The sequence below is a fragment of the Ralstonia sp. SA306 genome (assembly GCF_054792405.1).
Genome location: NZ_CP096451.1, coordinates 1,521,981 through 1,548,307, shown reverse-complemented (window position 1 = coordinate 1,548,307; position 26,327 = coordinate 1,521,981). Strand labels below are relative to the sequence as shown.

28 protein-coding genes and 1 pseudogene are annotated in these 26,327 nt (G+C 63.9%); 19 read left to right on the top strand and 10 right to left on the bottom strand.

Translation table 11 applies throughout. The annotated features are described in order from the left end of the window. Positions 1 to 16 precede the first annotated feature (16 nt). From M1D44_RS07445 to M1D44_RS07425, 5 genes are all read left to right on the top strand, one after another. A complete protein-coding gene (locus M1D44_RS07445; protein ID WP_316853807.1) occupies positions 17 to 898 on the top strand; it encodes an L-fucono-1,5-lactonase in 882 nt (293 codons plus the stop codon). A 3-nt stretch (positions 899 to 901) separates the two neighbouring features. Further along, positions 902 to 1,678, top strand: coding sequence for an SDR family oxidoreductase (locus M1D44_RS07440; protein ID WP_024975744.1), 777 nt, complete (start codon positions 902 to 904; stop codon positions 1,676 to 1,678). 7 nt (positions 1,679 to 1,685) lie between these two features. Then, positions 1,686 to 2,030, top strand: coding sequence for an L-rhamnose mutarotase (locus tag M1D44_RS07435; protein WP_112184937.1), 345 nt, complete (start codon positions 1,686 to 1,688; stop codon positions 2,028 to 2,030). A 48-nt stretch (positions 2,031 to 2,078) separates the two neighbouring features. Then, entirely contained in the window at positions 2,079 to 3,134 is a 1,056-nt protein-coding gene (locus M1D44_RS07430; RefSeq protein ID WP_024975742.1) for a porin, read from the top strand. 289 nt (positions 3,135 to 3,423) lie between these two features. Then, entirely contained in the window at positions 3,424 to 4,812 is a 1,389-nt protein-coding gene (locus M1D44_RS07425; protein ID WP_024975741.1) for an L-cystine transporter, read from the top strand. A gap of 64 nt (positions 4,813 to 4,876) precedes the next feature. Here the strand turns inward: M1D44_RS07425 and pcaQ are convergent, their stop codons facing one another. Then, positions 4,877 to 5,821 carry a pca operon transcription factor PcaQ gene (gene pcaQ, locus M1D44_RS07420; RefSeq protein WP_024975740.1) on the bottom strand — a complete coding sequence of 315 codons (945 nt, stop codon included), beginning with the start codon at positions 5,819 to 5,821 and terminating at the stop codon, positions 4,877 to 4,879. 103 nt (positions 5,822 to 5,924) lie between these two features. Between pcaQ and pcaH the strand changes: the two genes are divergently transcribed. From pcaH to thpR, 3 genes are all read left to right on the top strand, one after another. Continuing rightward, a complete protein-coding gene (gene pcaH / locus M1D44_RS07415; protein ID WP_004626742.1) occupies positions 5,925 to 6,674 on the top strand; it encodes a protocatechuate 3,4-dioxygenase subunit beta in 750 nt (249 codons plus the stop codon). After that, a complete protein-coding gene (gene pcaG, locus M1D44_RS07410) occupies positions 6,674 to 7,369 on the top strand; it encodes a protocatechuate 3,4-dioxygenase subunit alpha (RefSeq protein ID WP_316853956.1) in 696 nt (231 codons plus the stop codon). Before pcaH ends, pcaG begins: the two co-directional genes overlap by 1 nt. A gap of 145 nt (positions 7,370 to 7,514) precedes the next feature. Then, positions 7,515 to 8,099 (top strand): RNA 2',3'-cyclic phosphodiesterase, encoded by a 585-nt coding sequence (gene thpR, locus M1D44_RS07405; RefSeq protein WP_316853955.1) that lies wholly within the window; start codon positions 7,515 to 7,517, stop codon positions 8,097 to 8,099. Positions 8,100 to 8,111: 12 nt separating this feature from the next. Here the strand turns inward: thpR and M1D44_RS07400 are convergent, their stop codons facing one another. Both M1D44_RS07400 and M1D44_RS07395 read right to left on the bottom strand, forming a co-directional pair. Then, the gene (locus M1D44_RS07400) at positions 8,112 to 8,807 is read right to left on the bottom strand and encodes a DsbA family protein (RefSeq protein WP_316853954.1); all 696 of its coding nucleotides are present in this window, start codon (positions 8,805 to 8,807) and stop codon (positions 8,112 to 8,114) included. A gap of 25 nt (positions 8,808 to 8,832) precedes the next feature. Then, positions 8,833 to 9,714, bottom strand: a complete 882-nt coding sequence (locus M1D44_RS07395) for an MBL fold metallo-hydrolase (RefSeq protein ID WP_316853953.1) — start codon at positions 9,712 to 9,714, stop codon at positions 8,833 to 8,835. 109 nt (positions 9,715 to 9,823) lie between these two features. On the opposite strand from M1D44_RS07395, the gene M1D44_RS07390 reads away from it, so the two are divergent. Next, positions 9,824 to 10,726 carry a LysR family transcriptional regulator gene (locus tag M1D44_RS07390; RefSeq protein WP_316853952.1) on the top strand — a complete coding sequence of 301 codons (903 nt, stop codon included), beginning with the start codon at positions 9,824 to 9,826 and terminating at the stop codon, positions 10,724 to 10,726. On the opposite strand, the gene M1D44_RS07385 is transcribed toward M1D44_RS07390, so the two are convergent. From M1D44_RS07385 to M1D44_RS07370, 4 genes and pseudogenes are all read right to left on the bottom strand, one after another. After that, on the bottom strand, positions 10,719 to 11,933 hold the full coding sequence (locus M1D44_RS07385) for an MFS transporter (protein WP_316853951.1): 1,215 nt from the start codon (positions 11,931 to 11,933) through the stop codon (positions 10,719 to 10,721). The genes M1D44_RS07390 and M1D44_RS07385 overlap by 8 nt on opposite strands. A 29-nt stretch (positions 11,934 to 11,962) precedes the next feature. Beyond that, the gene (locus M1D44_RS07380; RefSeq protein WP_024975732.1) at positions 11,963 to 12,790 is read right to left on the bottom strand and encodes an isocitrate lyase/PEP mutase family protein; all 828 of its coding nucleotides are present in this window, start codon (positions 12,788 to 12,790) and stop codon (positions 11,963 to 11,965) included. A gap of 3 nt (positions 12,791 to 12,793) precedes the next feature. Then, a pseudogene (locus tag M1D44_RS07375) lies at positions 12,794 to 13,075 on the bottom strand (DsbA family protein); the annotation flags it as partial. Between the two features lie 7 nt (positions 13,076 to 13,082). Continuing rightward, a complete protein-coding gene (locus M1D44_RS07370; RefSeq protein ID WP_316853950.1) occupies positions 13,083 to 14,027 on the bottom strand; it encodes a LysR substrate-binding domain-containing protein in 945 nt (314 codons plus the stop codon). Between the two features lie 149 nt (positions 14,028 to 14,176). Here M1D44_RS07370 and M1D44_RS07365 point away from each other — a divergent pair, with 149 nt between their 5' ends. From M1D44_RS07365 to M1D44_RS07325, 9 genes are all read left to right on the top strand, one after another. After that, positions 14,177 to 15,394, top strand: a complete 1,218-nt coding sequence (locus M1D44_RS07365) for an MFS transporter (protein ID WP_316853949.1) — start codon at positions 14,177 to 14,179, stop codon at positions 15,392 to 15,394. Further along, entirely contained in the window at positions 15,391 to 15,519 is a 129-nt protein-coding gene (locus M1D44_RS07360; protein ID WP_268747331.1) for a hypothetical protein, read from the top strand. Before M1D44_RS07365 ends, M1D44_RS07360 begins: the two co-directional genes overlap by 4 nt. Before the next feature lie 121 nt (positions 15,520 to 15,640). Further along, on the top strand, positions 15,641 to 16,279 hold the full coding sequence (gene queE / locus M1D44_RS07355) for a 7-carboxy-7-deazaguanine synthase (RefSeq protein ID WP_024975728.1): 639 nt from the start codon (positions 15,641 to 15,643) through the stop codon (positions 16,277 to 16,279). Positions 16,280 to 16,357: 78 nt separating this feature from the next. After that, positions 16,358 to 16,834: a 6-carboxytetrahydropterin synthase QueD gene (gene queD / locus M1D44_RS07350; protein WP_024975727.1), complete on the top strand. Its 477-nt coding sequence runs from the start codon at positions 16,358 to 16,360 to the stop codon at positions 16,832 to 16,834. A gap of 17 nt (positions 16,835 to 16,851) precedes the next feature. Further along, on the top strand, positions 16,852 to 17,400 hold the full coding sequence (tadA, locus tag M1D44_RS07345; RefSeq protein WP_024975726.1) for a tRNA adenosine(34) deaminase TadA: 549 nt from the start codon (positions 16,852 to 16,854) through the stop codon (positions 17,398 to 17,400). Beyond that, positions 17,397 to 18,323: a muramoyltetrapeptide carboxypeptidase gene (gene ldcA / locus M1D44_RS07340; protein ID WP_316853948.1), complete on the top strand. Its 927-nt coding sequence runs from the start codon at positions 17,397 to 17,399 to the stop codon at positions 18,321 to 18,323. Before tadA ends, ldcA begins: the two co-directional genes overlap by 4 nt. Positions 18,324 to 18,433: 110 nt before the next feature. Beyond that, positions 18,434 to 20,056 (top strand): ABC-F family ATPase, encoded by a 1,623-nt coding sequence (locus M1D44_RS07335; RefSeq protein ID WP_024975724.1) that lies wholly within the window; start codon positions 18,434 to 18,436, stop codon positions 20,054 to 20,056. Positions 20,057 to 20,297: 241 nt separating this feature from the next. Further along, positions 20,298 to 20,921: a carboxymuconolactone decarboxylase family protein gene (locus M1D44_RS07330; RefSeq protein ID WP_024975723.1), complete on the top strand. Its 624-nt coding sequence runs from the start codon at positions 20,298 to 20,300 to the stop codon at positions 20,919 to 20,921. Positions 20,922 to 21,240: 319 nt separating this feature from the next. Beyond that, the gene (locus M1D44_RS07325; RefSeq protein ID WP_024975722.1) at positions 21,241 to 22,788 is read left to right on the top strand and encodes an acetyl-CoA hydrolase/transferase family protein; all 1,548 of its coding nucleotides are present in this window, start codon (positions 21,241 to 21,243) and stop codon (positions 22,786 to 22,788) included. Between the two features lie 17 nt (positions 22,789 to 22,805). Here the strand turns inward: M1D44_RS07325 and M1D44_RS07320 are convergent, their stop codons facing one another. Both M1D44_RS07320 and M1D44_RS07315 read right to left on the bottom strand, forming a co-directional pair. After that, a complete protein-coding gene (locus tag M1D44_RS07320; protein ID WP_316853947.1) occupies positions 22,806 to 23,699 on the bottom strand; it encodes a LysR family transcriptional regulator in 894 nt (297 codons plus the stop codon). Positions 23,700 to 23,868: 169 nt separating this feature from the next. Next, entirely contained in the window at positions 23,869 to 24,405 is a 537-nt protein-coding gene (locus M1D44_RS07315; RefSeq protein WP_024975720.1) for a hypothetical protein, read from the bottom strand. Positions 24,406 to 24,556: 151 nt separating this feature from the next. Here M1D44_RS07315 and M1D44_RS07310 point away from each other — a divergent pair, with 151 nt between their 5' ends. Beyond that, entirely contained in the window at positions 24,557 to 25,993 is a 1,437-nt protein-coding gene (locus M1D44_RS07310; RefSeq protein WP_024975719.1) for an aldehyde dehydrogenase family protein, read from the top strand. Between the two features lie 69 nt (positions 25,994 to 26,062). On the opposite strand, the gene M1D44_RS07305 is transcribed toward M1D44_RS07310, so the two are convergent. Then, positions 26,063 to 26,323 carry a DUF1289 domain-containing protein gene (locus M1D44_RS07305; RefSeq protein ID WP_024975718.1) on the bottom strand — a complete coding sequence of 87 codons (261 nt, stop codon included), beginning with the start codon at positions 26,321 to 26,323 and terminating at the stop codon, positions 26,063 to 26,065. Positions 26,324 to 26,327: the final 4 nt, after the last annotated feature.

Here is a 26,327-nt window from a genome sequence, read left to right as displayed (position 1 = left end):
GATGACGGTACCTGCGCTGCCCGTGCCACGAATAGACGCGCACCAGCATTTCTGGCGCTATCAACCCGAGGCGTATTCCTGGATCGGCCCCGGCATGGAAGCCCTGGCCGAAGACCGCCTGCCTGCCAACTTGCTGCCCGAACTGCGCGCGCAACGCCTGGATGCTGCGATTGCCGTGCAGGCGCGCGGGGTGCGTGAGGAGACGGATTTTCTGCTGGGCCTCGCCGCTGCGCACGACTGGATTGTCGGCGTGGTCGGCTGGGAAGACTTGCATGCCGCCGATCTTGAGGCTCGCCTCGAAGCCAGGAGCGGTGAGCACAAACTGGTCGGCTTCCGGCACACCGTGCAGGACGAACCGGACGTTGCCGCATTTCTATTGGACCCGGCGTTCGAACAAGGCGTCGCGTTGCTGCAGCTCTGGGGCTACACGTACGACGTGCTGGTGTTTGGCCACCAACTGGAGCCCGCCGTGGATTTTTGCGGCCGGCACGATCGTCACTTGCTGGTGCTGGATCACCTGGGCAAGCCGCCGCTTGAAGCGTTCGAGCGTGATGCGCAGGCGCTGGCAAGGTGGCGGGCTGCGCTTGCGCCACTTAAGGACATGCCGCACGTCGCCTGCAAGCTTTCCGGCCTGCTGACTGAAGCCGACTGGCGAAAAGGCGTGACCGTGCGCGACGTTCAGCACGCGCGCCAATGCCTTGACGTGGCACTCGACGTGTTCGGTCCCAACCGCGTGATGTTTGGGTCGGATTGGCCTGTGTGCCAATTGGCGGCGTCATACGGCACGGTGTACGACGTGCTGCATGTCTGGGCCGAAGAGCGACTGAGCGCCACTGAACGCGCCGACCTCTGGGGTGGCACCGCCGCCCGCTGCTACAACCTGCAACTCAAGGCTTGAACCATGGATTTGCATCTGCAAGACAAAGTCGTAATCGTCACGGGCGGCGCAGCCGGCATTGGCGCGGCCATTTCGCTGCAATTGGCGGCCGAAGGGGCCATCCCCGTCATCTGTGGCAAGAGCCCAATGGCGCCGGCGTTTGAAGCCGAGCTGATGCGCCGGCAGCCGAAGGCGCGCTTCTTCCAGTTCGACCTGGAAGATGAGGTCGATTGCCGCGGCATGGTGGACGAAACCGTGCGCGAGTTCGGACATATCGATGGCCTTGTCAACAACGCCGGCATCAACGACAGCGTTGGGCTGGACGCGGGCCGGGACGCCTTCGTGCGCTCGCTTGAGAAGAACCTGATCCATTACTACGTCATGGCACATCTGTGCCTGCCGCACCTGAAAGCGAGCCGAGGGGCCATCGTCAATATCTCGTCGAAAACGGCGTTGACGGGGCAAGGCAATACGAGCGGGTACACCGCCGCGAAGGGTGCACAGCTGTCGCTCACTCGGGAATGGGCGGCATCGCTGGCGCCGGATGGCGTGCGCGTCAACGCGGTCATTCCGGCGGAGGTACTGACGCCGCTGTATGAACGCTGGATTGCCACGTTCGACAACCCCGATGCCAAGCTCGCGGCAATTACGTCGAAGATCCCGCTCGGTCATCGCATGACCACCGCCGACGAGATTGCCAGCACCACGGTCTTCCTGCTCTCTGCGCAGGCCTCCCACACGACGGGGCAGTGGGTATTTGTCGATGGTGGCTACACGCACCTCGACCGTGCCCTGACGTGAGGTTGCCATGCGCTACTGCCTCGCTCTGGATCTGAAAGACGACGCGGCGCTCATCGCCACGTACGAAGCCCACCATCAACGCATCTGGCCGGAAGTCGCCCGCCACCTGCGCGTGCACGGCGTGATCGGCATGGAAATCTATCGCCTGGGCACCCGCATGGTGATGTTGATGGATACCGACGACGCCATCTACGACGCCGAGCGCATGGCGCTTGCCACCGACACGGACCCGAAGATCCGCGAATGGGAAGCCCTGATGTGGCAGTTTCAGGCGCCCACCCCCTGGACGCCCGCGGGGCAGAAGTGGATACCGATGAGCCGCATTTTCGATTTGCAACAGCAACCGCAGTAGCAGCAATTCCGGCCGTGGCCGGCATGACACCAGAGAGAGGAGATGACAATGAAGAAACGGGTAACTTGGCCGCTGTGCGCGGCAATCGTGTGCGCGGCCGCTGGCGCCGCGCATGCACAAACCAACGTCACGCTGTACGGCCGCGTCGCCAGCGGCATCGACTATCAGAACAACGTCGCCCCCACCGCGACCTCCCCGGGCGGCAGCCTCTGGCGCGCCGCCGACAACCAGTGGGGGACCAGCATGTTCGGGTTCATGGGCAAGGAGGATCTGGGCGGTGGCCTGCAGGCGGTCTTCCGGCTGGAGTCCGGCTTTGGCGCGGCGCAAGGCAAAACCAACGGTGACGCGCTGTTTAATCGCCGTTCGTACGTCGGCCTGTCCAGCCCGACCTGGGGCACGTTGACGGCCGGCAAGAACCTCTTCATCAGCAACGACGTCTGGTTCCTGGACCCGACCGGCCAGCAGTTCATCGGCTCGGCCACGCTGGTGCGCGGGCGTAACTGGCCGGGCGCCAACAACGTCGTCGAATACCAAAGCCCGACCTGGGGCGGCTTCCAGATCGGCCTGCAGACCGGCCTGGGTGAACAACCCGGCTCGTTCACGAACAGCCGTCGCGATGGCGTGTCCGCCGTCTACACCGCCGGCCCGCTGGAAGTGCGCGCGATCTACGACGTGATCCGCGACGGCAACGGCAAGTTCAGCGACATCTTCAACTTCTCGAAGGAAGCGACGATCGGCGGTACGTACACCATCGGCAAGGCGAAGCTGTTTGCCGCGTATGAAAACCTGTCTGCACCGGATGCGGCAGCGGGCGCCCCGACCAAGGCCAATCATTACTGGCTGGGCATCAACTATGAAGTCACGCCAGCGCTGACGCTGATCGGCGCGGCCTATCGCGTCAACGTGAACCACGGCGGCGGTAACGCCAACCTGTTCATGGCGGGTGCCAACTACAACCTGTCCAAGCGCACGATGCTGTACGCGAGCGTCGGCACGGTGCAGAACAGCGCTACCGCCAACTTCTCGGTGGAAGCAACCAACAACAACCCGGCGCCGGGTAAGAACCAACTGGGTGCCTACACCGGTATCGTTCACTCGTTCTGACTGAGCGTGACCTCCTGATCGCTCGGCTCCTTGTCAGCCCGCACTTGTGCGGGTTTTTTTTCGTTCTCGGAAAGCCACTCGCGCGCGCGGGGACTGGGCGTTGCGAGCATTCGCGCACGGGCATTCCTCGTCACCGCACACGGCAGTGCGTCAGCCGTAAAGCCAAGCCTGTGCTGGATCTACGGCGGATTGGCCTGCATTTTTGATGCGATCCGTGCTCGGGCAACCTTTGTGCAACTGGCGTAAGATTCCGGCTCGATTTCGATCGCAACGTGCGACTCAAAGGAACATGAACCTTCCGCTCTTACTGAATATCGCGACTTTTGTCGTCATCCTGCTTGCTCTGGGGCGCGTGAACGCGAGCTGGAGTCTGGCCAAACGTGTGCTGCTTGGCATGGTGCTGGGCATCGTTTTCGGCCTGGTGCTGCATCTCATCTATGGTGACGACAGCGCGACGCTCAAGCAGTCGATCTCCTGGTTCAGCATCGTTGGCGGCGGCTATATCCAGCTGCTGCAGATGATCGTCATGCCGCTCGTGCTGGTCTCTGTGCTGAACTCGGTTGCCAAGCTCAACAGCACGGCGTCGCTGGGCAAGATCAGCGTGCTGACGATCGGCACGCTGCTGCTCACGACGTTGATCTCCGCGCTGGTCGGGGTGTTCGTCACCAACCTGTTTGGGCTGACTGCGCAGGGGCTGGTGCAAGGCGCGCAGGAAACGGCCCGGCTGACTGCCATCCAAGACAGCTATGTCGGCAGGGTGGCGGACCTGTCGGTGCCACAACTGGTGCAGTCCTTTATCCCGAAGAACCCGTTTGCCGAGCTGACCGGCGCCAAGCCGACGTCCATCATCGGCGTGGTGATCTTCGCGGCGTTCCTGGGTGTGGCGGCGTTGAACCTGCTTAAGGACGATGCAGTCAAGGGCGAGCGCGTGCTGACCGCCATCGATACCGCGCAGGCCTGGGTGATGAAGCTCGTGCGGCTTGTCATTCGCCTGACGCCTTACGGCGTGCTTGCGCTGATGACCAACGTGGTGGCCGTGTCCAACGTGCAGGACATCATCAAGCTCGGCGGCTTCGTGGTGGCGTCTTACCTGGGCCTGGCGATCATGTTTGGCGTACATGCCGTGCTGCTCACGCTCAACGGCATCAATCCGCTTCGCTTCTTCCGCAAGGTCTGGCCGGCGCTGTCTTTCGCGTTCACGAGCCGGTCCAGTGCCGCGACCATTCCGCTTAGCATCGAGGCGCAGACCCGACGCATCGGCGTGCCGGAGTCGATTGCCAGCTTCGCCGCCTCGTTTGGCACCACCATTGGCCAGAACGGTTGCGCGGGCCTGTATCCCGCCATGCTGGCAGTCATGGTGGCGCCCACCGTCGGCATCAACCCGTTTGATCCGGTGTGGATTGCCACGCTGGTGGCGATCGTCACGCTCAGCTCGGTTGGCGTGGCAGGCGTGGGTGGCGGCGCCACTTTCGCGGCATTGATCGTGCTACCGGCCATGGGCTTGCCGGTGACGCTCGTGGCGCTGCTGATTTCCATCGAACCCCTGATCGACATGGGCCGTACCGCGCTCAACGTCAATGGCTCGATGACTGCTGGAACGATCACCAGCCAGTTGCTCGGGCAGACCGATCGCAGTGTCTTCGATGCTGCGGATGACGTGGAGATGGCGCACCGCTGATCTGCGCCTCGAACGCAAAAATGCCGGCCATGAGGTCGGCATTTTTTTTTGAAGGCGGAGCGGCTCAGTGGGGCGCTTGCGCCAGTTCGGTCAGCAGTTCCATGAATGCGCCGGCCAATTCGCTTGGTGTGGCGTCGCTTCTGCGCAGCAGGCCGACGGGCTCCTTGGTGCTGGACGTGGTGATGTTCAGACGGGCAAGTTGCCCGTGCGCCAGGTCGTCGGCGGCGGAGCGCTCGGGCGTGATCCACACCGCGTCGGATCGACACGCCAGCAACCGTGCAACGGACACCGAAAGCGTTTCCGTCACACCCGCGGGCAAGCGCAGCCCGTGCGTCTGGAACAGCGCCTCGGTGTGATGGCGCGGCACTGTTCCCGGCGTGGCGATCACCAGCGGGTAGTCCAGCACCGCCTGCAACGAAGCCGATGCCCCGGGCTGCATCAACAGCGGATGCCCGGGCCGCACGACCAGCGCCAGCGGCTCGGCATACAGCAGTTCGAACGACAGCCCCTGCATGCGATCCGGCTCGGCCATGCGCCCGACGATGAAGTCGAGTTCGCCGGCCTTGAGCGCGGTCAGCAGCTCGACATTGGTGCCGGTACGCAAGCGCACACCGGCATGCGGGCGCTGCGCGTGCAGATGCGCAATCGCCTGGGGCAGCAGGCTGCTCGCGACCGTCGGCAGGGCGCCCACATGCACGACCGGCGCGGAAGCATCCGTCGACCCCATCAGTGCGGCAGTGGCCGATTCAAGCGCCTGCGTCACGCCCACCGCATGCCGGAGGAATTGCTCGCCGGCAGCGGTGAGCCGTGCACCTTGTCGGCCGCGCTCCACGAGTTGCACACCGGCCAGCGCCTCCAGTTCACCCAGTGTTTTCGAGACCGCTGGCTGGCTCAGGTGCAGCCGCTCGGCAGCGCGCCGCAGGTTGCGTTCCTGCGCGATGGCGACAAAGCAGCTCAGATGGCGAAACCGGATGCGGGACGGCAGGTCCGCCGAAAAGACTCTTTCCATAACGTGGGGTTATCGATTTTCCGATAAGAAGTCAATTTACTTCACTTTTTGGCGGCGATACAGTCTTCCCACGATTTCATAAGTTTCATAAGGAGACGCCCCCATGACCCTGCCGCTTTCCGGCACCGGCGAATTCGCCCAGCGCGACACCGCGCAGCATCCGCCCGCACTGACGCCCGGCTACAAGACCAGCGTGCTGCGCTCGCCGCGCAACGCGCTCATCTCCACGCTCAACACGCTGTCGGAAACGACCGCACCGGTGTTCCATGCCGACGACCTGGGCGCGCTCGACAACGATCTCATCCTCAACTACGCCAAGGAAGGCCTGCCGATCGGCGAACGCATCATCGTCCACGGCTACGTGCGCGACGAGTTCGGCCGCCCCGTGCCGAACGCGTTGGTGGAAGTGTGGCAGGCCAACGCCGGCGGCCGCTACCGCCACAAGAAGGACCAGTACATCGCGCCGATCGACCCGAACTTCGGCGGCTGCGGCCGCATGCTGACGGATGCCAACGGCTACTACGTCTATCGCACCATCAAGCCCGGCCCGTATCCGTGGCGCAACCGCATCAACGATTGGCGCCCGTCGCACATCCATTACTCGCTCTCCGGCGACGGTTGGGCGCAGCGCCTGATCACGCAGATGTACTTCGAGGGCGACCCGATGATTGCGCAATGCCCCATCATCAAGACCATCCCCAGTGAAGAGCAGGTGCGAGGCCTGATTGCGCTGCATGACACGGCAAACCACGTGCCGCTCGACAGCCGCTGCTACCGCTTCGACATCACGCTGCGCGGCCGCCGTGCCACGCATTTCGAGAACGCCGTGCCCGCCCTGCAAGGAGCCAAGTGATGACCACGACCACACTGCGTGAATCGCTCGAACGGGACCAGGCAGCGGCCATGACGACAACGCCGCCATTCGCGCATTTCAACGAAACCGCGTCGCAGACGGGCGGCCCGTATGTGCACATCGGCCTTGCACCACGCCAGGCCGGTTTCGACATCTACGACAAGGAATTCGGCAGCGTACTCACCACGCCGGCCACGCGCGGCGAACGCATCGCGCTGGAAGGCCGCGTCTACGATGGCTCCGGCTCGCTCGTGCGTGATGTGCTGATCGAGATCTGGCAAGCCAACGCCGACGGCAAATACGCGCATCCCGCAGACCGGCAGGACAAGGCTGTCGACCCGGCATTCCGTGGCTGGGGCCGAGCCGGCGCGGATTTCGATACGGGCGTCTATCGTTTCGACACCATCAAGCCGGGCGCGGTGGCCGGCCGCAGCGGGTCGACGCAGGCACCGCACATCTGCATGATCCTGTTTGCACGCGGCATCAACCTCGGCCTGCATACCCGCGTGTACTTCAGCGATGAGGCTGCAGCCAACGGTACGGACCCGGTACTGAACGGCATCGAGTGGGAAGTGCGCCGCAAGACGCTGATTGCCCAGCGCAGCGAGCGTAACGGCGAGGTGGTCTACACCTTCGACGTGCGCCTGCAAGACACGCCCGATGGCGGCGCCGAGACCGTGTTCTTCGATATCTGATCGCTGCACCACATCTGCAAAAACAACGCCCGGCAGGTTGTCACCGCCGGGCGTTGTTTTTGATGCGGTCAGCAGGACTTTCAGCGAGACGTCATGCGGGCGTTGATAATGGATAGATCGCCAACCGGCGTTTGACGACCCTGCCGTGACCCAACTGACCCTTCCCGGATTCGAAGCCACCCCGCAGTTGCCTGCGCATCGCCTGTTTCTGGCGGTCAAACCTGACGTCGAAACTGCAGGGCGCATTGCGCGCCTGATCGAACAATTGCGGCCCGTGGTGGGTTTCAAAGGCAAGGCGCTGCGTACGGAGCGTCTGCATGTCACGCTGCATCATCTGGGCGATTTCGTTCATCTGCCGCCTGACGATATCGTGGCGCGCGTGCGCGCAGCGGCGGACAGCCTGGCCTTGCCGGCATTCGATGCCACGTTCAACCAGGTGGTGAGCTTTCATGGCCGGCGCGATCACCGGCCATTTGTTCTCTTGGGCGATGAACGTGTGGCCGGTTTGATGGCGTTTCAGGCGGCGCTGGGCGAAACGCTCCAGCATGCCGCCGTGCCGGTGCCGCGCGGGACGTTCAAGCCGCACATCACGCTGCTGTATGACCGCGGCGGCTTTGCGCCGAAGGCGGTCGAGCCCATTACCTGGACGGTGCGCGAGTTCGTTCTCATCCATAGCTGGCTGGGCAAGACGCGTTACGACGAACTTGCCCGCTGGCAGCTCAAGGGCTGAGCTGCCACACCGTCAAGCGCAACCGTCCGGGCCGCAGACAGGGCCATCGGCTTCGCTCACCGGGGCCGGCGCGCCGATGTGCTGGGTCAATGCTTGTGCCCAGTGCGCCGGGTTGCCAAGCCACGGGCCGATATCGATGATGCCGAGCTGGCCTTCCGCATCTTCCAGCGCAAACGTCGGAAAACCCTGACCGCCTACACGATCGAGCCACTGCCGGCTTTGCGCGATGTGCTTCAGCGTCGGGCCGCCGGCTTGCTGCGCGTATCCCGCATCGAATGCTTCGGGCGATAGGCCGATCTCTGCGGCCAGCTCGCGCAGTACGGGCACGTCGGCAATGCGTCGGCCTTCTTCGTAATGCGCGCGCTGGATGCGGTGGATCATGTCCAGCCCGCGGCCGCCAAGCGCTTGCGCCGCGAGCACGGCGGTAATGGGCGGCTCCGAATCCATCACGGCCGTCGTGTCGCGCAACAGGCCTTCAAAGTAGGGCTGGCCAAAGGGTTGGCCGGTCAATTCTGCGATGCGGTGGTCGTGCGGCATCACGTAGTCGCGCCACTGCGGCGTGACTGCGCGGCGATTCGGGCCGGCGAGCATCCCACCGCCGTGGAATGCGATCGTCAGGCCGGGCACGGTCCGTGCAGCTTCCATCAGCGGCGCGGCACCGTAGCACCAGCCGCACAACGGGTCGTAGATGTAATGCAACGTCGTCATGTCGTTTTCCAGGTGACGGGCCAGCTTACTGCGGCCACTTCATTTCGCCCTTGATGACTTTGGCGCTCAAGTCCAGCGATGCATCGCCGGCCAGCTTCGGGTACGCAGCCTTCATCGCCTTGACCAGCGCTGCCGAATTGTCGGCCTTCGCGGCCTGTACCTCGAAGGTCTTCAGGTAATCCGCCGTAAAGCGCACTGCCTCCAGCCCCTTGGGCATTGCCCCGGTGAAGTGGCCGGGCACCACCGTCGTCGGGTGAAGCGCCTCGATGCTGTCGAGCGTCTGCAGCCAGCCCAGGCGCGATTCGCGCGTCTGCGTGTCGGCCACCCATACGTGATCGCCGTTGAAGACCACCACGCCGCCGGCCACGGTCTCGATGGAGGGAATCCACAGATACGTGCGTGCCGGGTTCGGGCCGTTCAGGCCTTTGATCTCGATGGCGCGGCCTTCCAGCGTCAGGTGGTTGGCGTGCAGCACTTCGGGCAGCACGAGCGCCTTGGGCGCATTGTCTTTCAGGATCGGCCCCCAGTAGGCCAGCTTGCCGTCCATCGATGCCTTGATGGCGGCCACCGTTTGCGGCGTGGCCACGATCTTCGCCTTCGGGAATGCCGCGCGGATGACATCCAGCCCGAAGTAATAATCCGGATCGCTATGGCTGATGTAGACGGTGGTAAGCGTCTTGCCGCTGGCCTTGAGTTTCTGCACGAGCGCTTGCGCGTCGCTGCGCTGGAATTGCGCGTCGATCAGGATGGCCTCGTGTGCGCCGGCGATGATTTCCGACGACACGGGGAAGATGCCCTTGTCGCCAGGGTTGTAGACATCAAGGTGCAGTGGCGCCGGTGCGCCGGCGTGGGCAATCAGGCCGGCTGTGGCAAGGGCGGCGGCAAGCAGGGTGCGGAGCAGGGGCATCGAGTTTCTCCAGTTGGATGTGGTGAGTGCGATGCCGTTACTGTAGGTTGCTTGATTCGGTCAAAAAACCACCTAAGATGCGCATATTTGTTTCGCCAATCGATCAAATATGGATCGCATTACGTCCGCCGAAGTGTTTGTGGCGATCGTCGAGCGCGGCAGTCTGAGCGGCGCCGCCGAAGGGCTCGACATGTCTCGCGCGATGGTCACGCGTTATCTGGCGCAGATGGAGGCCTGGTCCGGCGCGCGGCTGCTGCACCGGACCACGCGCCGCATCGGCCTGACGCCGGCCGGTGAAGCCACGCTCGCGCGCTGCCGCCAGATGCTGGAAATCGCTTCACAGATGGCCGTGGCGGATGGCCCCGAAGCCGATTCGCCGCGCGGGCTCCTGCGCATTGCCTGTGCGCAATCCCTGGCGCAGCAGATCTTGAGTGCAGCGGTGACAGGTTACCTGCGGCGCTATCCGCAAACGGCGGTCGATCTGGTGGTCGACAATCGCACCATCAACCTTGTGGAAGAGCGCATCGACCTGGCCGTGCGCATTACCAATGACCTTGACCCGAACCTGATTGCGCGCCCGCTGGGCGTGTGCGAATCGGTCGTGGTAGCGGCACCGTCGTACCTGGCCGCGCATGGCACACCGCGGCGCGTGGAGGACTTGGCCGTTCACAACTGCCTGACGTATTCGTACTTCGGCAAAAGCCTGTGGAAGTTCACGGATGCGAAGACGGGTGCCCCGTCGGATGTGCCGGTGGGCGGCAATCTGAGTGCGAATGAGTCGATGGTGTTACTGACAGCGGCACGAGAGGGCGCGGGCATTGCGTTACAGCCGGTGTTTGCGGCCGCACCGCTGATCGCCAGCGGGCAACTCGTGCGCTTGTTTCCTGAGCACGCGCCGCAGGCGCTGGGCATTCATGGCGTGTACAGCTCGCGCAGGCAGATGCCAGCGGCGCTGCGGGCGATGCTGGATTTTCTGGTGGACTGGTTCAAGGTGCAGCCGAACGTCACGTGATCGGCCCGGAAGACTTCCCTCGTATCGCCAGCAGCCCCAACGCCAGCACGCAGAACAACGCCCCCGCGTGGAACGTTGCGGCTGCGCCCAGCTTGTCCCACAGCAGCCCGGCCAGAACGCTGGCGCCCAACATGGCCAGTCCGCTTACCAGGTTGAACATGCCGTATGCGGTGCCGCGCAAATCGGCCGGTGCAGTATCGGCGACCATGGTTGCCAGCAAGCCCTGCGTGATGCCCATGTGCACGCCCCACAACGCCACGCCCACGACGACCACGCTCCAATGGGCGGACAGACCAAGCACCACATCGGCGGCAATCAAGACCACCAGCCCGAGCGCCAGGAGCTTTGTATGGCTCATGCGGTCTGAGAGCTTGCCGAACGGATACGCCGCCAGCGCATAGACCACGTTCATCGCCACCATGACCAGCGGCACCAGTGCGACCGGAATGCCGCCCTGCTGGGCACGCAGGACCAGGAAGGCCTCTGAAAAGCGTGCCAGGGTGAAGACCGCGCCGATCATCACCACCCACCAGTACGCGCTGTTCAGCCGCTGGAGGTTGGCACGGCGGATCGGATTGGTGCGGCGGGCGCCGTTGTGGGTCTCTGGCTCGCGCAGGCCAAACATCAGCAGCGCTACGGATAACAGCCCAGGCACCACGGCCACCCAGAACACGGCGCGGAAATCATCGGCCCACAGCAGCATCAGCCCGACGGCCAGAAGCGGCCCCAGAAACGCGCCCACGGTATCGAGCGCCTGCCGCAGCCCGAAGGCCGCGCCGCGCAGCGCAGGCGGAGCAATGTCGGCGACCAGCGCATCGCGCGGCGCACCGCGGATACCCTTGCCGACACGGTCCAGCAGGCGTGCTGTCAATACAATGCCCGCCGTGGGCGCCATGGCGAACAACGGCTTGGACAGTGCGCCGAGCGCATAGCCGAAGACCGCCAAGCCCTTGCGCTTGCCGAGGTAGTCGCTCAGCGTGCCGGAGAATATCTTGACGATGAGCGCGGTCGATTCGCCCAAGCCCTCGATCAGTCCGACCGACAAGGCACTTGCCCCCAGCACCGACACCATGAACAGCGGCAGCAGGCTGTGGATCATCTCGGAGGCGATGTCCATCAGCAGGCTAACGCAGCCGAGCACCCAGATGCCGGCGGGAATCTGGCGCAGGCCGCCGGGCGGTTTGGCGTCGGTTGGGGAGGGCACCATGGTTGATTGCTTTTGTTTAGCGGCGAGCGTCAGGCGAACTGCGCAAAGAGGCCGTTGAGCTTGGCCCCGCTGGCGGCATCGTGCGCAAAGTTGAACGTGCCGGCGGTGCGCAGTTCTTCCGCCGCGCGCTGGAACGCACCCATGGCCACCCGTGCCAGCGTGGCGCCCACGCTGATGCGCTTGACGCCCAATTCGGCCAGTTCGGCCACGCTCAGGTTGCCGTCGGCAAAGCCCATCAGCACATTGAGTGGGCGATCGATCTCGCGCAGCACCGTGGCGATCTCGTCGCGCGTTTTCAGGCCCGGAGCGTAGAGCACGTCGGCGCCGGCGTCCTGGAAGGCTTGCAGGCGGCGGATCGTGTCGGCAAGGTCGTTGCGGCCGTGCAGGAAGTTTTCGGCGCGCGCAGTGAGCGTGAACGGAAACGGCAGCGAGCGCGCAGCCTCCACCGCAGCGCGCACGCGTTCCACCGATGCCTCTAGCGAATAGATCGGCGCATCTGCGCGGCCCGTGGCGTCCTCAATCGAGCCGCCGACGATGCCGGTGGCGCCTGCCAGGCGGATCGTCTCTGCTACCGTTTCCGGCTCATCGGCAAAACCGTTTTCCAGATCGGCAGCCATGGGCACATCCGTGGCGGCAGCCAGGTCGGCCACATGCGCGAGGATGGTGTCGCGGCCGACGCCATAGTCCGGCTGCCCGCGCGAGAACGCGAAGCCCGCGCTGGTGCTGGTCAATGCTTCGAAGCCGAGCGACGCCAGCAGCCGGGCCGAGCCCCGGTCCCACGGGTTGGGGATCACGAAGGTGCCGCTGCGCTCGTGCAGCGCGCGGAAGGCGTGAGCTTTTTCGATCTGGGTTGCCATGGTCTATCCGGTGTGAAGTGGATGGGGGCTGGACTGCAACGCTGCGGCACAGGCGAGCGCATCGTCCAGGCGGTCATTGCGCCAGAACATCGCGTCGCCAACAAAGAACGTGGGAGCGCCAAAGATGCCACGAATCTGCGCGGTGTGCGGTTGTTCGCGCAGGCAGGGCTTGCAGGCGTCGGACCACGCCTGCGTCAGGATGGCGTCGGCAGGCAAGCCGAGCGCCGTCAGTTCTTTGGCCGCGGCCTCGGGCGTGTAAATGTCGCGGTCCTGGGCGAAGTTGCGCGGCGTGTCACGCAAGTTCGGATGCGCCAGACGCATGTGTAGCCTGGGTGGCTGCCTCCGAGCAAATCCAGGCGGCCACATCGCGCACATCGCGGCGCGGGTTCGGCTCGGACTGGATCAGCCAGTACGCATGCGTGTTGCGCACCCCAGGCGCGATAGTCGGTATGGTGACCAGACGGCCGTCGGCCAGCAGCGGGGCGATCAGTTCCAGGCGCCCGAGGGCGATGCCCTGACCGGCCACCGTCGCATGGATGATCTGGTCGTGCTGGTTGAAGCGCAGCACGGTGCGCGGTTTGGCGTGACTCCAGCCGGCGGCGGCCAGCCAGTCGGTCCACTGGAGCCACGGGCGGCGCAGGTCTCGGTCGTCAAAATCGAGCAGCGTCAGGCCGGCAAGCGCCTCGGCGGAATCCAGCGAGCGCAGCCCTAGAGACGGATGCGCGACCGGCGCAACGGTCTCCCCAAACAGCCGGATTGCGCCGGGCGGTGCATCGCCCGGTGGGCAATACCGGATGGCAAGCTCGATGCCTTCGTTCTTCAGGTCGACGAGGCGGTTGTTGGTGGCCACGCGCACGTCGATGTCGGGGTACTGCTGTTGGAAGCGCGCCAAGCGCGGCAGCAGCCACAAGCCTGTGACGCCGATGCTGGCCGTGATCGTGACCGGCCGGCGTTCGGCCGCCACGCGGAGGGCGCCAATGGCGTCCTGCAACTGCTGCACGGCGCTGTCGGCGCTGCGGAACAGGCGTTCACCCTCGGGCGTGAACGCGATCGAACGGTGCCCGCGCACCAGCAGCTTCACGCCCAACGCCTCTTCCAGCGCCGACACCTGCCGGCTCACGGCGGATTGCGTCAGGCACAGGTCATCGGCCGCGAGCGTGATGCTCATGCGCCGGCCTACCGCCACGAAACCGCGCAGCAAGTCCAGGGAGGCCAACCTAACCAGGGGAGTCCACATGCGTTTTCCTCATGCAAGGCGTTCTCAAAGGTCAGTTGAGAAGCAGGATATGGCGAAGTTTAATAAGCCATCAGGCGACATTCCAGCCAAATGCACATTGAGCACGCTTGCAAAGCGGGAATGTCAGTCACATCGGAGAAAAAGCGCTCATGACATCGAAATCTCTCACCCAATCGCCCTGGTTGCCGGTACTGGCCGGCGGGGCGGTGATCGGCCTTGCGCTGGGCATTCGCCACGTGCAAGGCCTCTTCCTCGTGCCGGTCACCATGGATCACGGCTGGACACGCGAAACCTTCGGCCTGGCGATCGCGTTGCAGAACCTCATCTGGGGCGCGGCGCAGCCATTTGCTGGCATGCTGGCTGACCGCTACGGGGCAGCCAAAGTGGTCGTTGCGGGCATCGTGGCGTATGCGCTCGGTTTGCTGCTGATGGCACATGCCGGCACGCCGCTGGGTTTCACGCTGTCGGCGGGCGGGTTGATCGGGTTGGGGCTGTCAGGCACGTCGTTCGGCGTCGTGTATGGCGCAATCAGCCGATTGACGCCCCCCGAGCGGCGCAGTTGGGCGCTGGGCGTGACCGGTGCGGTGGGCGGTGTCGGCCAGTTCGTGATGGTGCCGACGGCGCAGGGCTTGCTGAGCACGGTCGGCTGGGTGACGGCGCTGGTGGTCATGGCTGTGGTCATGGCGATGTTCGTGCCGCTGGCCACGCCGTTGCGCGAAAAAACATCGACTGCCGCCGCACAGGAAGCGCACCAAAGCATGGGTTCGGCCATTCGCGAGGCCTTTTCCCACCGCGGTTTCTGGCTGCTGAATCTCGGTTTCCTGACATGCGGCTTCCAGCTTGCCTTTATCGGTGCGCACATGCCGGCGTACCTGCTCGACAAAGGGCTCACCGGCCGACACGGCATGGTCGCACTGGCGCTGATTGCCGCCGCCAACATCATCGGCACGTATTACTGCGGCGCGTTGGGCGGGCTGTTCCGGCGCAAGTATCTGCTGTCGTTGCTGTACCTGATTCGCACGGCGGCGATTGCGCTGTTCATCCTGCTGCCGCTGTCGCCGGCAACCCTGTATGCGTTTGCCATCGTGATGGGCCTGCTATGGCTGGGCACGGTGCCGCTGACAAACGGGCTGCTGTCGCAGGTGTTCGGGGTGCGCTACATCGGCACGCTGTTCGGTTTCGTGTTCCTTGGCCACCAGATCGGCGCGTTCCTGGGCGTATGGTTGGGCGGCGTGGTGTACGACCACCTGCATTCCTACGACGCGATCTGGTTTGGTGCGATGGCGCTCGGCGTGGTGGCCGCGCTGCTGCACTGGCCGATCGACGATCGCCAACTCGCGCGCATGCCGGTGGCGCAACCGGCATGAACGCGCAGCTCAAACGATGGACGGCGTGGGCACTGGCGGCGGCCGGCGCCGCCTTCATTTTTGCCGCATGGCTCACGCCAGAGGGCGCATTTTCCTTTGTGACGCTGACGTCCTTCTGCGGGTAGGGCGGCGTAACAGCCCGATTTGTGAAACAATATCGGGTTAATCACTAGTGGGCACTGGTACGGTTTGCGCGGGAATAGCGTCGATTTTGCGGCGTTCTCCTGTGAATGCCACCGTTCAGACATGACTTACGCCGTTAAGGAAATTTTCTACACGCTGCAAGGCGAAGGTGCCAACACCGGCCGTGCAGCTGTCTTCTGCCGCTTTGCCGGCTGCAATCTCTGGAGTGGGCGCGAAGCCGATCGCGCCACTGCCGTCTGCCAATTCTGTGACACCGACTTCGTCGGCACGGACGGCACACAAGGCGGCAAATACACCACTGCCGATGCACTTGCCGATACCGTTGCCGCTGAATGGCCGGCCAACGCCGCGGGCGGCAAGCCGCTCGTCATCTGCACCGGCGGCGAGCCGCTGCTGCAACTCGACAAGCCTCTGATCGACGCGCTGCACGCACGCGGCTTCGAAATCGCCATCGAGACCAACGGCACCATCGCCGTGCCGGAAGGCATCGACTGGGTGTGCGTGAGCCCCAAGATGGGCTCGGAGCTCGTCGTCACGCGTGGCGACGAGCTGAAAGTGGTGATCCCCCAGGACGGGCAGGACCTCGACGCATACGAACGGCTGGATTTCCAGCATTTCTTCCTGCAGGCCATGGACGGCCCGCTTGCCCGGCAGAATACGGCGCTCGCCGTTGAGCTGTGCCAGCGCCGGCCGCGCTGGCGCCTGTCGCTGCAAACCCATAAGATGCTGGGCATCCGCTAAGGCGGGCCGCAGCACTTTGTCCCCGGTTTTCTGCCGGTTCCAGCCGTTTCGCGGCGCCTGCTGCCGCCACCTTGCTCCATGACCAAGACCGTTTCCATCACGCGCCGGCTCGAATTCGACGCCGGCCACCGCATCCCAGGCCATGTCGGCCAGTGCCGTAACCTGCACGGGCATCGCTACCAGCTCGAACTCACGCTCACCGGCGAAGTCCTGCACAACGACAAGGCTGCCGACGACGGCATGATCCTCGACTTCGGCGACGTCAAACAGCTCGCCAACAAGCATCTCGTCGACCTGTGGGACCACGCTTTCCTCGTCTATCGCGGCGATACCAAGCTGGTCGAATTCCTGAACGATATGGAAGGCGGTCACAAGACCGTCGTGCTGAATGACGTGCCCACCGTCGAGAACCTCGCGCAGGTCGCGTTCGACATCCTCGAGCCCGTGTTCCGCAACACGTTCGGGCACCATCTGCGCCTGTCCAAGCTCGTGCTGTACGAAACCCCGAATTGCTGGGCCGACGTGAAACTCGCGCGCCCGCACGAGCAGGATTGACGATCTTCCCCGCACGCATGACGACGTCCCACGTTCTCGCGCCGCCTGCCGACATGTCCGCCCACGAGCGTGACGGCTACTGGATGCAGCAGGCCCTCGTGCAGGCCAAGTTCGCGTGGGGGCAGGGCGAAGTACCGGTGGGTGCTGTGGTCGTGCGCGGCAATGAGATCGTTGGGGTCGGTTACAACGCCCCGATCGGCACGCATGACCCCTCTGCGCATGCCGAGATGCGCGCCCTGCGCCAAGCCGCTGAACATCTCGGCAACTACCGCCTGCCCGACTGCGAAGTCTTCGTGACGCTGGAGCCCTGCGTGATGTGCGCCGGCGCCATGCTGCATGCTCGCGTGGCGCGCGTCGTGTATGGCGCGCCGGACCCCAAGACGGGCGCCGCCGGCAGCATCCTCGACCTGTTTGCAGAAACGCGGCTGAACCACCAGACCGCCATCACCGGCAGCGTGCTCGCGCAGGAATGCGGCGATATGCTGCGCGCCTTCTTCGCCGAGCGCCGAGCCAGTCAACGTGCGGCGCGCCTGGCTCCCACCGAACCTGACGAATCCGCCACATGACCACTGTCCGCCTGATTGCGCCTTCCGGTTATCCGAACGATGCGGCCGTCGCCGAGCGCGGTGTGGCGGCGCTGGAAGCGCAGGGCTGCACGGTCGTCAACCGTGAGTGCCTGAGCCGGCAGCATCAGCGTTTTGCCGGTGGTGAACTCGCACGGTTGGCTGACCTGAACCAGATCGGCGCGGGCAGCGGTCAGGAAATCGCCATGGCGATCCGCGGCGGTTACGGACTCACGCGCCTGCTGGACCATATCGACTTCATCGACATCGGTCGTCGCGCGCAGGCCACTGACGCCATCATCGTTGGCCACAGCGATTTCACCGTGTTCTCATTGGCGTACCTGGCGGCCACGGGCGGCGTGACGTTTGCCGGCCCGCACCTGTGTTCGGACTTCGGACTGGAGCAGGTCGACCCGTTCATGGTCGAGCACTTCTGGGGCATTTTGCGCAGCCCCACCTATGCGTTGCGCGTGGATGTGCCGCAACCCAGTGGCTGCGCGCGGCCCGGGCGCATTGCCGGTACGCTCTGGGGCGGCAATTTGGCCATGCTGTGCAGCCTGATCGGCACGCCGTATCTGCCAGAGATTCGCGACGGCATATTGTTTGTTGAGGACATCAATGAGCATCCGTACCGCGTGGAACGCATGCTGCTGCAATTGCAGCAGGCCGGCGTGCTCGATGCCCAGCAGGCGCTGGTACTGGGCGATTTTTCTGGCTATCGCACCACGCCGTACGACGCCGGCTACGATTTCGACGCCATGCGCGATTACTTGGCCGAACGCCTGTCGATTCCGGTCATCACAGGCTTGCCATTCGGCCATTGCCCGACGAAGGCGACGCTGCCGATTGGCGCACAGGCCGAGCTGGATGTCGACGCCACGGGCTTTACGCTGCACTTGTCGGGGTATCCGACACTGAAGGCATAGCCCCCGGCCATCCCGGTCACGTCCGGGTGGTAAAATATCCGGTTCTCCAAATGGCGAACGGCCAAGTGCTTGCCGCGCCAGATCATCGCTTTCCAAATCAAGGTTTCCACGTGCTTTCCACCGCCAACATCACCATGCAGTTCGGGCCCAAGCCCTTGTTCGAGAACATCTCGGTCAAGTTTGGCGAGGGCAATCGCTATGGCCTGATCGGCGCCAACGGCTGCGGCAAGTCGACCTTCATGAAGATCCTGGGCGGCGATCTGGAGCCAAGCGCGGGCAACGTGATCCTGGAACCGGGCGTGCGCCTGGGCAAGCTGCGCCAGGACCAGTTCGCCTATGAAGACATGCGCGTGCTGGACGTGGTGATGATGGGCCACACCGAAATGTGGGCCGCCGCGCAGGAGCGCGATGCCATCTACGCGAACCCGGAAGCGACCGACGACGACTACATGAAGGCCGCCGACCTGGAGGCCAAGTACGCCGAATACGACGGCTACACCGCCGAATCGCGTGCGGGTGAACTGCTGATGGGCGTGGGCATTCCGACCGACCAGCACAACGGCACGATGAGCAACGTCGCGCCCGGCTGGAAGCTGCGCGTGCTGCTGGCGCAGGCGCTGTTCTCGAACCCGGACGTGCTGCTGCTGGACGAGCCGACCAACAACCTCGACATCAACACGATCCGCTGGCTGGAATCGGTGCTCAACGAGCGCAATTCCACCATGATCATCATTTCCCACGATCGCCACTTCCTGAACTCGGTCTGCACGCACATGGCCGACATGGACTACGGCACGCTCAAGGTCTACCCGGGCAATTACGACGACTACATGGAAGCCTCCATGCAGGCGCGTGAACGCCTGCAGGCTGCCAACGCGCGGGCCAAGGAACGCATCTCCGACCTGCAGGACTTCGTGCGCCGCTTCTCGGCCAACAAGTCCAAGGCCCGCCAGGCCACGTCGCGCCTGAAGATGATCGACAAGATCAAGGTGGAAGACATCAAACCGTCGTCGCGCCAGAACCCCTTCGTCCGTTTCGAGATGGAGAAGAAGCTGCACAACCTGGCGGTGGAAACCGACAACGCACGCAAGACGTACGACCGCAAGATTTTCGATGGCCTGACCATGGCCGTGCGCGCGGGCGAGCGGATTGCCATCATCGGTGAGAACGGCGCGGGCAAGACCACGTTGCTGCGCTGCCTGCTGAACGGCGCTGTGAAGACCGGCGTACAGCGCGGCATCGAGGTCGACGGCGGCGCCGTCAAGTGGGCCGAGAACGCCAATGTCGGCTACATGCCGCAGGACACCTACGAAGAATTCCCCGAAGACCGCGACCTGATGGACTGGATGAGCCAGTGGACGCAGGCCGGCGACGACGACCAATCGCTGCGTGGCACGATGGGCCGCTTGCTGTTCTCGGCCGACGACATCAAGAAGAGCGTGAAGGTGCTTTCCGGTGGCGAGAAGGGCCGCATGATCTGGGGCAAGCTGATGCTGGGCCGTCACAACGTTCTGGCACTGGACGAGCCGACCAACCACATGGACATGGAGTCCATTGAGTCGCTGCAGATCGCGCTGGACAAGTACGAAGGCACGCTGATCTTCGTGTCGCATGACCGCGAGCTGATTAGCGCCCTGGCCACGCGCGTGATCGAAGTGCGCCCGAACGGCACGCTCACCGACTACCTCGGCACCTACGACGAATACCTGCAGAGCCAGGGCGTCGAAGTCTGAGCGCCGATCTTCAGCCGTAACCAAGGGGCCGCCGATGTGCGGCCTCTTTTTTTGCGGCGGGCTTTGCAAGGCGAACGCGCGTTGTCCGATCCTGATCTGGCCTGCACGTGCCGCTCACCAAGGCTGCGTTGACAGTACCTCCTCCCGATTCCAGAATGCCTTGGCCGAACGCCACACCTGCATCCCTGCCGCTGCGTTCAGCGCCAGCAAAGAACAATCAAAACATATGAGGAGACTCACGTTGAAAAACGTACTGAGGTTACTGTCGACAGCCGCACTTGTGCTGATGACGTCTGCCCACGCAGCAGAGCGCCTGCCAACCATTCCGCCGGACAAATACGACGCCGAACAGGCCAAGGCAGCGCAAGACTTTCAGGCTGCGCGCAAGGTGCCTGTATTCGGGCCTTTCGAGCCACTGATGCATAGCCCGGAGGTGATGAGCCAGACCCGGGCAATGGGCGACTATCTGCGATATCACTCCGCCATTGGCAACACGTTGAGCGAAATGGTTATCCTCGTCACTGCGCGGGAGTGGAGCCAGGATTACGAGTGGTACGTGCACCATCCGATCGCCCTGAAGGCCGGCATCAAACCGAGTATTGCCGATGCGATCGCCGATGGCCGCCGCCCCACTGGCATGAGTGAGGACGAGGAGATCGTCTATGACTTCACGACCGAACTGATCCGCAACAAGCGCGTGGCCGACGGGACCTATGCCCGGGCGGAAAAGCGGTTCGGCAACAAGGGCATCGTAGACATGACCGGTATCTGCGGTTACTACACGCTGCTCGCCATGGAAATGAACGTGGCGCAGTATCCGGTGCCGAAAAATGCCGCCAAGCTCGCGCGTTTCCCGGAGCCCTGACCGACGTGCCGCCGAGCGAGGACTACGCACAGCTTTGATGCCGCGTATGGTGAGCATCGATTCTTTGCTGTAACTACGGGCCGCCCATGTGCGGCCCTTTGCTTTTGGTGTTCACCGCAAGCGGCAGACGCGCCACCAAAGTCGGCCATTTATGAAAAAACCGACTGGATTCCATGATTTTTTATCGCCATCGGAATTCATTGCCGTCGCTACACTGGGCTGCATATCACAGTGAACAGGCCGAGACCTGCGGACGAGGCGTCACACATCACACCAAGAAGCGCCAAACGCAGGCCCGGCGAAGTACCCAGGAGACGAAATGACCTCTGATATCGGCGGCCGCATTCGGTTGCAATCCCTGTTGGACAAAGTGGTGTCTGCGGACGAAGCCGCAGCCGTGATCCGCGATGGCATGACGGTCGGCATGAGCGGTTTCACCCGTGCCGGCGACTGCAAAGCCGTGCCGTTTGCCCTGGCCCGGCGTGCTGCGCACGAGCCGCTGCGTATTACCTTGATGACCGGTGCCTCGCTGGGCAACGACATCGACAAGGTGCTGGCCGAAGCCGATGTGATTGCCCGCCGCCTGCCGTTCCAGGCCGATGCCACGCTACGGCGCAAGATCAACGCAGGCGAGGTCATGTTCATTGACCAGCACCTGTCGGAAACCGTCGAGCAGTTGCGTTCACGACAGATTGCACCGCTGGATGTGGCGGTTGTCGAAGCCACAGCCATCACCGAGAACGGCGGCATCGTGCCGACCACGTCGGTGGGCAATTCCGCAAGTTTTGCGGTGCTGGCGAAACAGGTGATCGTCGAGATCAACCTGAACATGCCCGCCAATCTGGAAGGACTGCACGACATCTTCTTCCCGGTGCAGCGGCCCCATCGTCAGCCGATTCCGCTCATTGCACCGGAGCAACGCATCGGCCTGCCGTATATCCCGATCGATCCGCGCAAGATCGCGGCCATCGTCATCACGGGGCAGGATGACAGCCCGTCCAACGTGTTGCCGCCCGATGCCGAGACCAACGCCATCGCCGGGCACCTGAACGCATTCCTGGCGCGCGAGGTGCGCACGGGCCGTCTCTCGCCCACGCTGCAGCCGCTGCAGGCGGGTATCGGAACCATCTCCAACGCCGTCCTGCATGGCTTCATCGACTCGCCGTTCCATGACCTCAAGATGTATTCGGAGGTCTTGCAGGACAGCTCCATCGAGCTGCTCGACTCGGGCAAGCTGGCGTTTGCCTCGGCTTCGTCGATCACGCTGTCGCGCCCGGTCTACAAGCGGTTCCTGACGGAACTTGAGCGCTACAAGACGCGCGTGGTTCTGCGGCCGCAGGAGATCAGCAACCACCCGGAAGTGATCCGCCGGCTGGGTCTGATCACCATCAATACCGCGCTGGAATGCGATATCTACGGTAACGTCAATTCGACGCACGTGGGCGGCACGCACATGATGAACGGCATCGGAGGCTCGGGCGACTTTGCGCGCAACGCGCATCTGTCGGTTTTCGTGACCAAGTCGTTGGCCAAGGACGGCGATATTTCGAGCATCGTTCCGATGGTCTCGCATGTGGATCACACCGAGCACGACGTCGACATCATCGTCACCGAACATGGGTTGGCCGATCTGCGAGGGCTGGCGCCGCGCGAGCGTGCTGTCCAGATCATCGGCAACTGTGCTGATCCTCGCTACCGCGAGCTGCTGCGCGACTACGTTGTGCGCGCGCAGCGGCGCGGCGGGCATACCCCGCATCTGCTGGAAGAGGCGCTGGCCTGGCATGTGCGCTTTCGCGATCAGGGTTCGATGGCCCCGGCAGGTTCTACGGATGAGAACCTGCTTCCGGAACCCGTTCTCAGCGCTTGAGGCGTGGGCGCCGCTACTCAGGCGCCCAGCACTTCCTCGCACGTCGCGAGCCACGCACGGGCGGCGTGGGAAAGATAGCGGCCCGGCGACCACAGGTGCGCAAGCGCCCAATCCATGTCGGGAGCGGTCAGGCGTGCCACGGCCAGCTTGTCGCGGTTCGCAAGATTGGCCACCAGCGGCTGTGGCAAGAAAGTCGTGCCCAGTCCCGCAGCCGCCATCGAGGCGAGGAATTCCCAGTGCCCGCTCTGCGCAGCAATGTGCGGCTCGATGCGGGCTTCAAGAAAGGCCTGCCGCAGCTTGCGCGTGAGCGAGAAATCTTCAGCCAGCAACAGCAGCGGTTCGTCTCGCAGTGCCGGGAGGCTGACGGTCTTGCCCTTGGCCCATTTCGCTTTGCGCGGTCCCACCACCCAGATCGGATACTTTGCAAACTGCCGCGTAGCGAGTTCGAGGCCGCTGTCGCCGGGCAGAACCGTGGCGCCGACCTCCAGTTCTCCGTTGGCTACCTGCTGTTCCACCGTCTTGCCGCCGTACTCGGCCAGGTTCAGCGCCAGATTGGGATAACGCTGCCGAAATGCGCTTACGACGGGCGAGAAGAACAGGTTCACCATCGGAGGGATGCCGACCGTGAGTTCGCCCCGTCCAAGCGAAGACAGGTCAGCCACTTCAAGCGTCAGCCTGTGCACCACACCGAGCGTTTCCTGGCCGCGCGCGTACACGACACGGCCCACGTCGGTGAGCCGCACCTGCCTGCCTTCACGGATCAGCAGCGGCTGCCCAACCTCGTTTTCCAACTGACGCACCATCTTGCTGATGGTGGACTGTGTCACCGAGAGCGAACTCGCCGCCTGCGTGAAGCTCTGCAGCCGCGCGGTTTCGACGAAGTAACGAAGGGCTCGGATATCGATGGGCATGGGCGGTCCTCTGCCATGAAGCACGCGAATGGGATTCGCCATGGTAATGAAGTTTTCCCATTCCGCGACGCGGTGATCTCAAAATCTGATGGACGCTCGCATTCAACGGCGCTCGACAAAAAAGGCGGCTCACGCGACCGCCTTTCATGCAAGCCAGGATGCGTTGCTGTCAGCCTGTTGCCTCGTCGATCAGCAGATCGAGCTGGGCGATCACGTTGCTGGTCTCGGGCTCGCCGCGCGTTTTGCTGAGCGCGGTCTTGAGCGTGTCGCGCAGGGCGACGAGTTCGGCGATGTTGCCCGCTTTCTCCACTTTCATCTCAAGCAGATAGCCGCGCAGGCCGAGATACCGGCTGATGGTTTCGGTATAGAAGCGGTAAAGGCGTTGATAGCCTTCGGCGGCCGGCTCTTTTGAAGTGGCTGCAGATGCGGGGGACGCCGCCTCTGCAGTTGCCGCAGATGCGGTGGCCGGTGCCGCCTTCACGGTCGTGGCTCCGGGCGCGTGCGTACGGATATACCCGGCGTTCTCGAGCTCGTCGAACACGGCTTGCGTCATGCCCAGAGGTTGCAGCTGGACGAGGATGTCGTCGCAGGTTTTTTCGCCGTTGATCATCAGAAGGACCGCGCGGTGACGCTGGTCAAGGTGATTCGCACGTGTGCGGATCTCGTCCTGACCTTTTTCGGTCTTCTGGTAGATGGTGGTGGTCATGCTGTCTCCCTCGGCCGGCGCGTCTGCAGCGCGCGCTCTGCTGGCTCTACAATAGACCGATCATAACCGCCCGGGGGTGACGTGGGCCTCAGTCGCAACCCGGATAGCACAACGCGCAAATCGCGCATCCACCAGAGCGAGACGACCAACGATGCAGCAACGCGACAAGCTTTTCATCAATGGCAAGTGGGTGGCGCCGCAGGGCAAGGGCGTCATTGAAGTGATTCATTCGGCCACTGAAGCCGTGATGGGAACCATTCCCGAAGGCAGCGCGGCCGATGCGGAAGCCGCCGTGGCAGCGGCGCGCGCCGCATTTGATGACTGGGCTGCCACGCCCGTGGCCAAGCGCGCTGAATACATCCAGAAGATTGCCGACGGCCTGCAGGCCCGCAGCGAAGAGCTGGCGCAGTTGATTGCCGGCGAAGTCGGCATGCCTATCAAGCTGGCGCGCGCCATCCAGGTGGGCGGCCCAGTCTATAACTGGGGCAATTTCGCCAAGCTGCTCAGCACGTTTGAATTTGAAGAGCACGTTGGCAATTCGCTGGTGGTGCGCGAGCCGGTGGGTGTGGTGGGCGCCATCACGCCGTGGAACTACCCACTCAATCAGATCACGCTGAAGGTCGCACCCGCGCTGGCGGCCGGTTGCACGGTGGTGCTCAAGCCGTCGGAAGTGGCGCCGCTCAACGCCTTCGTGCTGGCGGAAGTCATTGAAGAAGCCGGTCTGCCGCCGGGCGTGTTCAACCTTGTCACGGGTTATGGCCCGGTGGTGGGCGAGGTGCTCGCAAGTGATCCGGATGTCGACATGGTGTCGTTCACGGGCTCGACGCGTGCAGGTAAGCGCGTGGCCGAACTGGCATCGCAGTCGGTCAAGCGCGTGGCGCTGGAGCTGGGCGGCAAGTCGGCCTCGGTGATCCTGGATGATGCGGACCTGGCATCGGCGGTCAAGGGCACGTTGTCGGCGTGTTTCCTGAACTCTGGGCAAACGTGCTCGGCGCACACACGCATGCTGGTGCCGCGCGCGAAGTATGACGAGGTAAAGGCGCTGGCCGCGCAGTTTGCCGCCGCGTACGTGCCGGGCGATCCGGCGCACGAAAACACGCGCCTCGGGCCGCTCATTTCTGCCGTGCAGCGCGACCGCGTGCTGGGCTACATCCGCAAGGGCTTGGAAGAGGGCGCAGAACTCATTACCGGCGGAGCGGAGACGCCGGAAGGCCTGTCCACCGGTTTCTTTGTCAAGCCGACGGTGCTCGGCAACGTCAAGACGACTGACACCGTGGCGCGCGAAGAAATCTTCGGCCCCGTGCTGACCGTGATCTGCTACGACGACGAGGAAGAGGCCGTCCGCATTGCCAACGACAGCATCTACGGCCTGGGCGGCGGCGTGTGGTCGGGCGACGAGGCGCGGGCGATTCGTGTGGCGCGGCGCATCCGCACGGGGCAGGTCAATATCAACGGCGGGCCGTTCAACATGCAGGCGCCGTTTGGCGGCTACAAGCAGTCCGGCCACGGGCGCGAGAACGGCAAGTACGGCCTGGAGGAGTTCCTGGAGTACAAGGCGATGCAGCTCAATCCTGCGAAGACGGCCTGATCGGCTGGGCGTGCCGCACCAATGGAAAACCCGGCTTCGGCCGGGTTTTTTGCGTTTGATGCGTTGCGCCTACTTGCGGCTGCCATCTGGGTTGTAGCCCTGGGCGGTGCCTTCGGCAAGGATGCGCGTCCAGACCGTGTTGCGTTCTTCGTCCGTCATGAACACCCAGTTGCTGACCTCAAGCTGCGTGCGCCCGCAGCCTTGGCAGACCTCGTCGAAGAGCGTTGAGCAGATGCCGATGCAGGGACTGTCTGGGCGGCCCAGCAGGGTGCTGTCGGAAGCACTGGTTGCGTCGTCTGGCATAGGGCTGAATGCGGTCGATTCGGTCATGGCT

Coding starts and splice junctions, on each gene's coding strand:
- M1D44_RS07400 (WP_316853954.1), bottom strand. CDS start 8,807: ATGACGACGTTGCATTACATCTACGACCCGTTGTGCGGCTGGTGCTAC.
- M1D44_RS07305 (WP_024975718.1), bottom strand. CDS start 26,323: ATGACCGAATCGACCGCATTCAGCCCTATGCCAGACGACGCAACCAGT.
- M1D44_RS07385 (WP_316853951.1), bottom strand. CDS start 11,933: ATGGTGCCCTCCCCAACCGACGCCAAACCGCCCGGCGGCCTGCGCCAG.
- queE (WP_024975728.1), top strand. CDS start 15,641: ATGACTTACGCCGTTAAGGAAATTTTCTACACGCTGCAAGGCGAAGGT.
- M1D44_RS07435 (WP_112184937.1), top strand. CDS start 1,686: ATGCGCTACTGCCTCGCTCTGGATCTGAAAGACGACGCGGCGCTCATC.
- queD (WP_024975727.1), top strand. CDS start 16,358: ATGACCAAGACCGTTTCCATCACGCGCCGGCTCGAATTCGACGCCGGC.
- M1D44_RS07430 (WP_024975742.1), top strand. CDS start 2,079: ATGAAGAAACGGGTAACTTGGCCGCTGTGCGCGGCAATCGTGTGCGCG.
- M1D44_RS07395 (WP_316853953.1), bottom strand. CDS start 9,714: ATGCCCCTGCTCCGCACCCTGCTTGCCGCCGCCCTTGCCACAGCCGGC.
- ldcA (WP_316853948.1), top strand. CDS start 17,397: ATGACCACTGTCCGCCTGATTGCGCCTTCCGGTTATCCGAACGATGCG.
- M1D44_RS07315 (WP_024975720.1), bottom strand. CDS start 24,405: ATGACCACCACCATCTACCAGAAGACCGAAAAAGGTCAGGACGAGATC.
- M1D44_RS07325 (WP_024975722.1), top strand. CDS start 21,241: ATGACCTCTGATATCGGCGGCCGCATTCGGTTGCAATCCCTGTTGGAC.
- M1D44_RS07425 (WP_024975741.1), top strand. CDS start 3,424: ATGAACCTTCCGCTCTTACTGAATATCGCGACTTTTGTCGTCATCCTG.
- pcaG (WP_316853956.1), top strand. CDS start 6,674: ATGACCACGACCACACTGCGTGAATCGCTCGAACGGGACCAGGCAGCG.
- M1D44_RS07440 (WP_024975744.1), top strand. CDS start 902: ATGGATTTGCATCTGCAAGACAAAGTCGTAATCGTCACGGGCGGCGCA.
- M1D44_RS07380 (WP_024975732.1), bottom strand. CDS start 12,790: ATGGCAACCCAGATCGAAAAAGCTCACGCCTTCCGCGCGCTGCACGAG.
- pcaQ (WP_024975740.1), bottom strand. CDS start 5,821: ATGGAAAGAGTCTTTTCGGCGGACCTGCCGTCCCGCATCCGGTTTCGC.
- M1D44_RS07365 (WP_316853949.1), top strand. CDS start 14,177: ATGACATCGAAATCTCTCACCCAATCGCCCTGGTTGCCGGTACTGGCC.
- M1D44_RS07370 (WP_316853950.1), bottom strand. CDS start 14,027: ATGTGGACTCCCCTGGTTAGGTTGGCCTCCCTGGACTTGCTGCGCGGT.
- pcaH (WP_004626742.1), top strand. CDS start 5,925: ATGACCCTGCCGCTTTCCGGCACCGGCGAATTCGCCCAGCGCGACACC.
- M1D44_RS07360 (WP_268747331.1), top strand. CDS start 15,391: ATGAACGCGCAGCTCAAACGATGGACGGCGTGGGCACTGGCGGCGGCC.
- M1D44_RS07310 (WP_024975719.1), top strand. CDS start 24,557: ATGCAGCAACGCGACAAGCTTTTCATCAATGGCAAGTGGGTGGCGCCG.
- tadA (WP_024975726.1), top strand. CDS start 16,852: ATGACGACGTCCCACGTTCTCGCGCCGCCTGCCGACATGTCCGCCCAC.
- M1D44_RS07390 (WP_316853952.1), top strand. CDS start 9,824: ATGGATCGCATTACGTCCGCCGAAGTGTTTGTGGCGATCGTCGAGCGC.
- M1D44_RS07320 (WP_316853947.1), bottom strand. CDS start 23,699: ATGCCCATCGATATCCGAGCCCTTCGTTACTTCGTCGAAACCGCGCGG.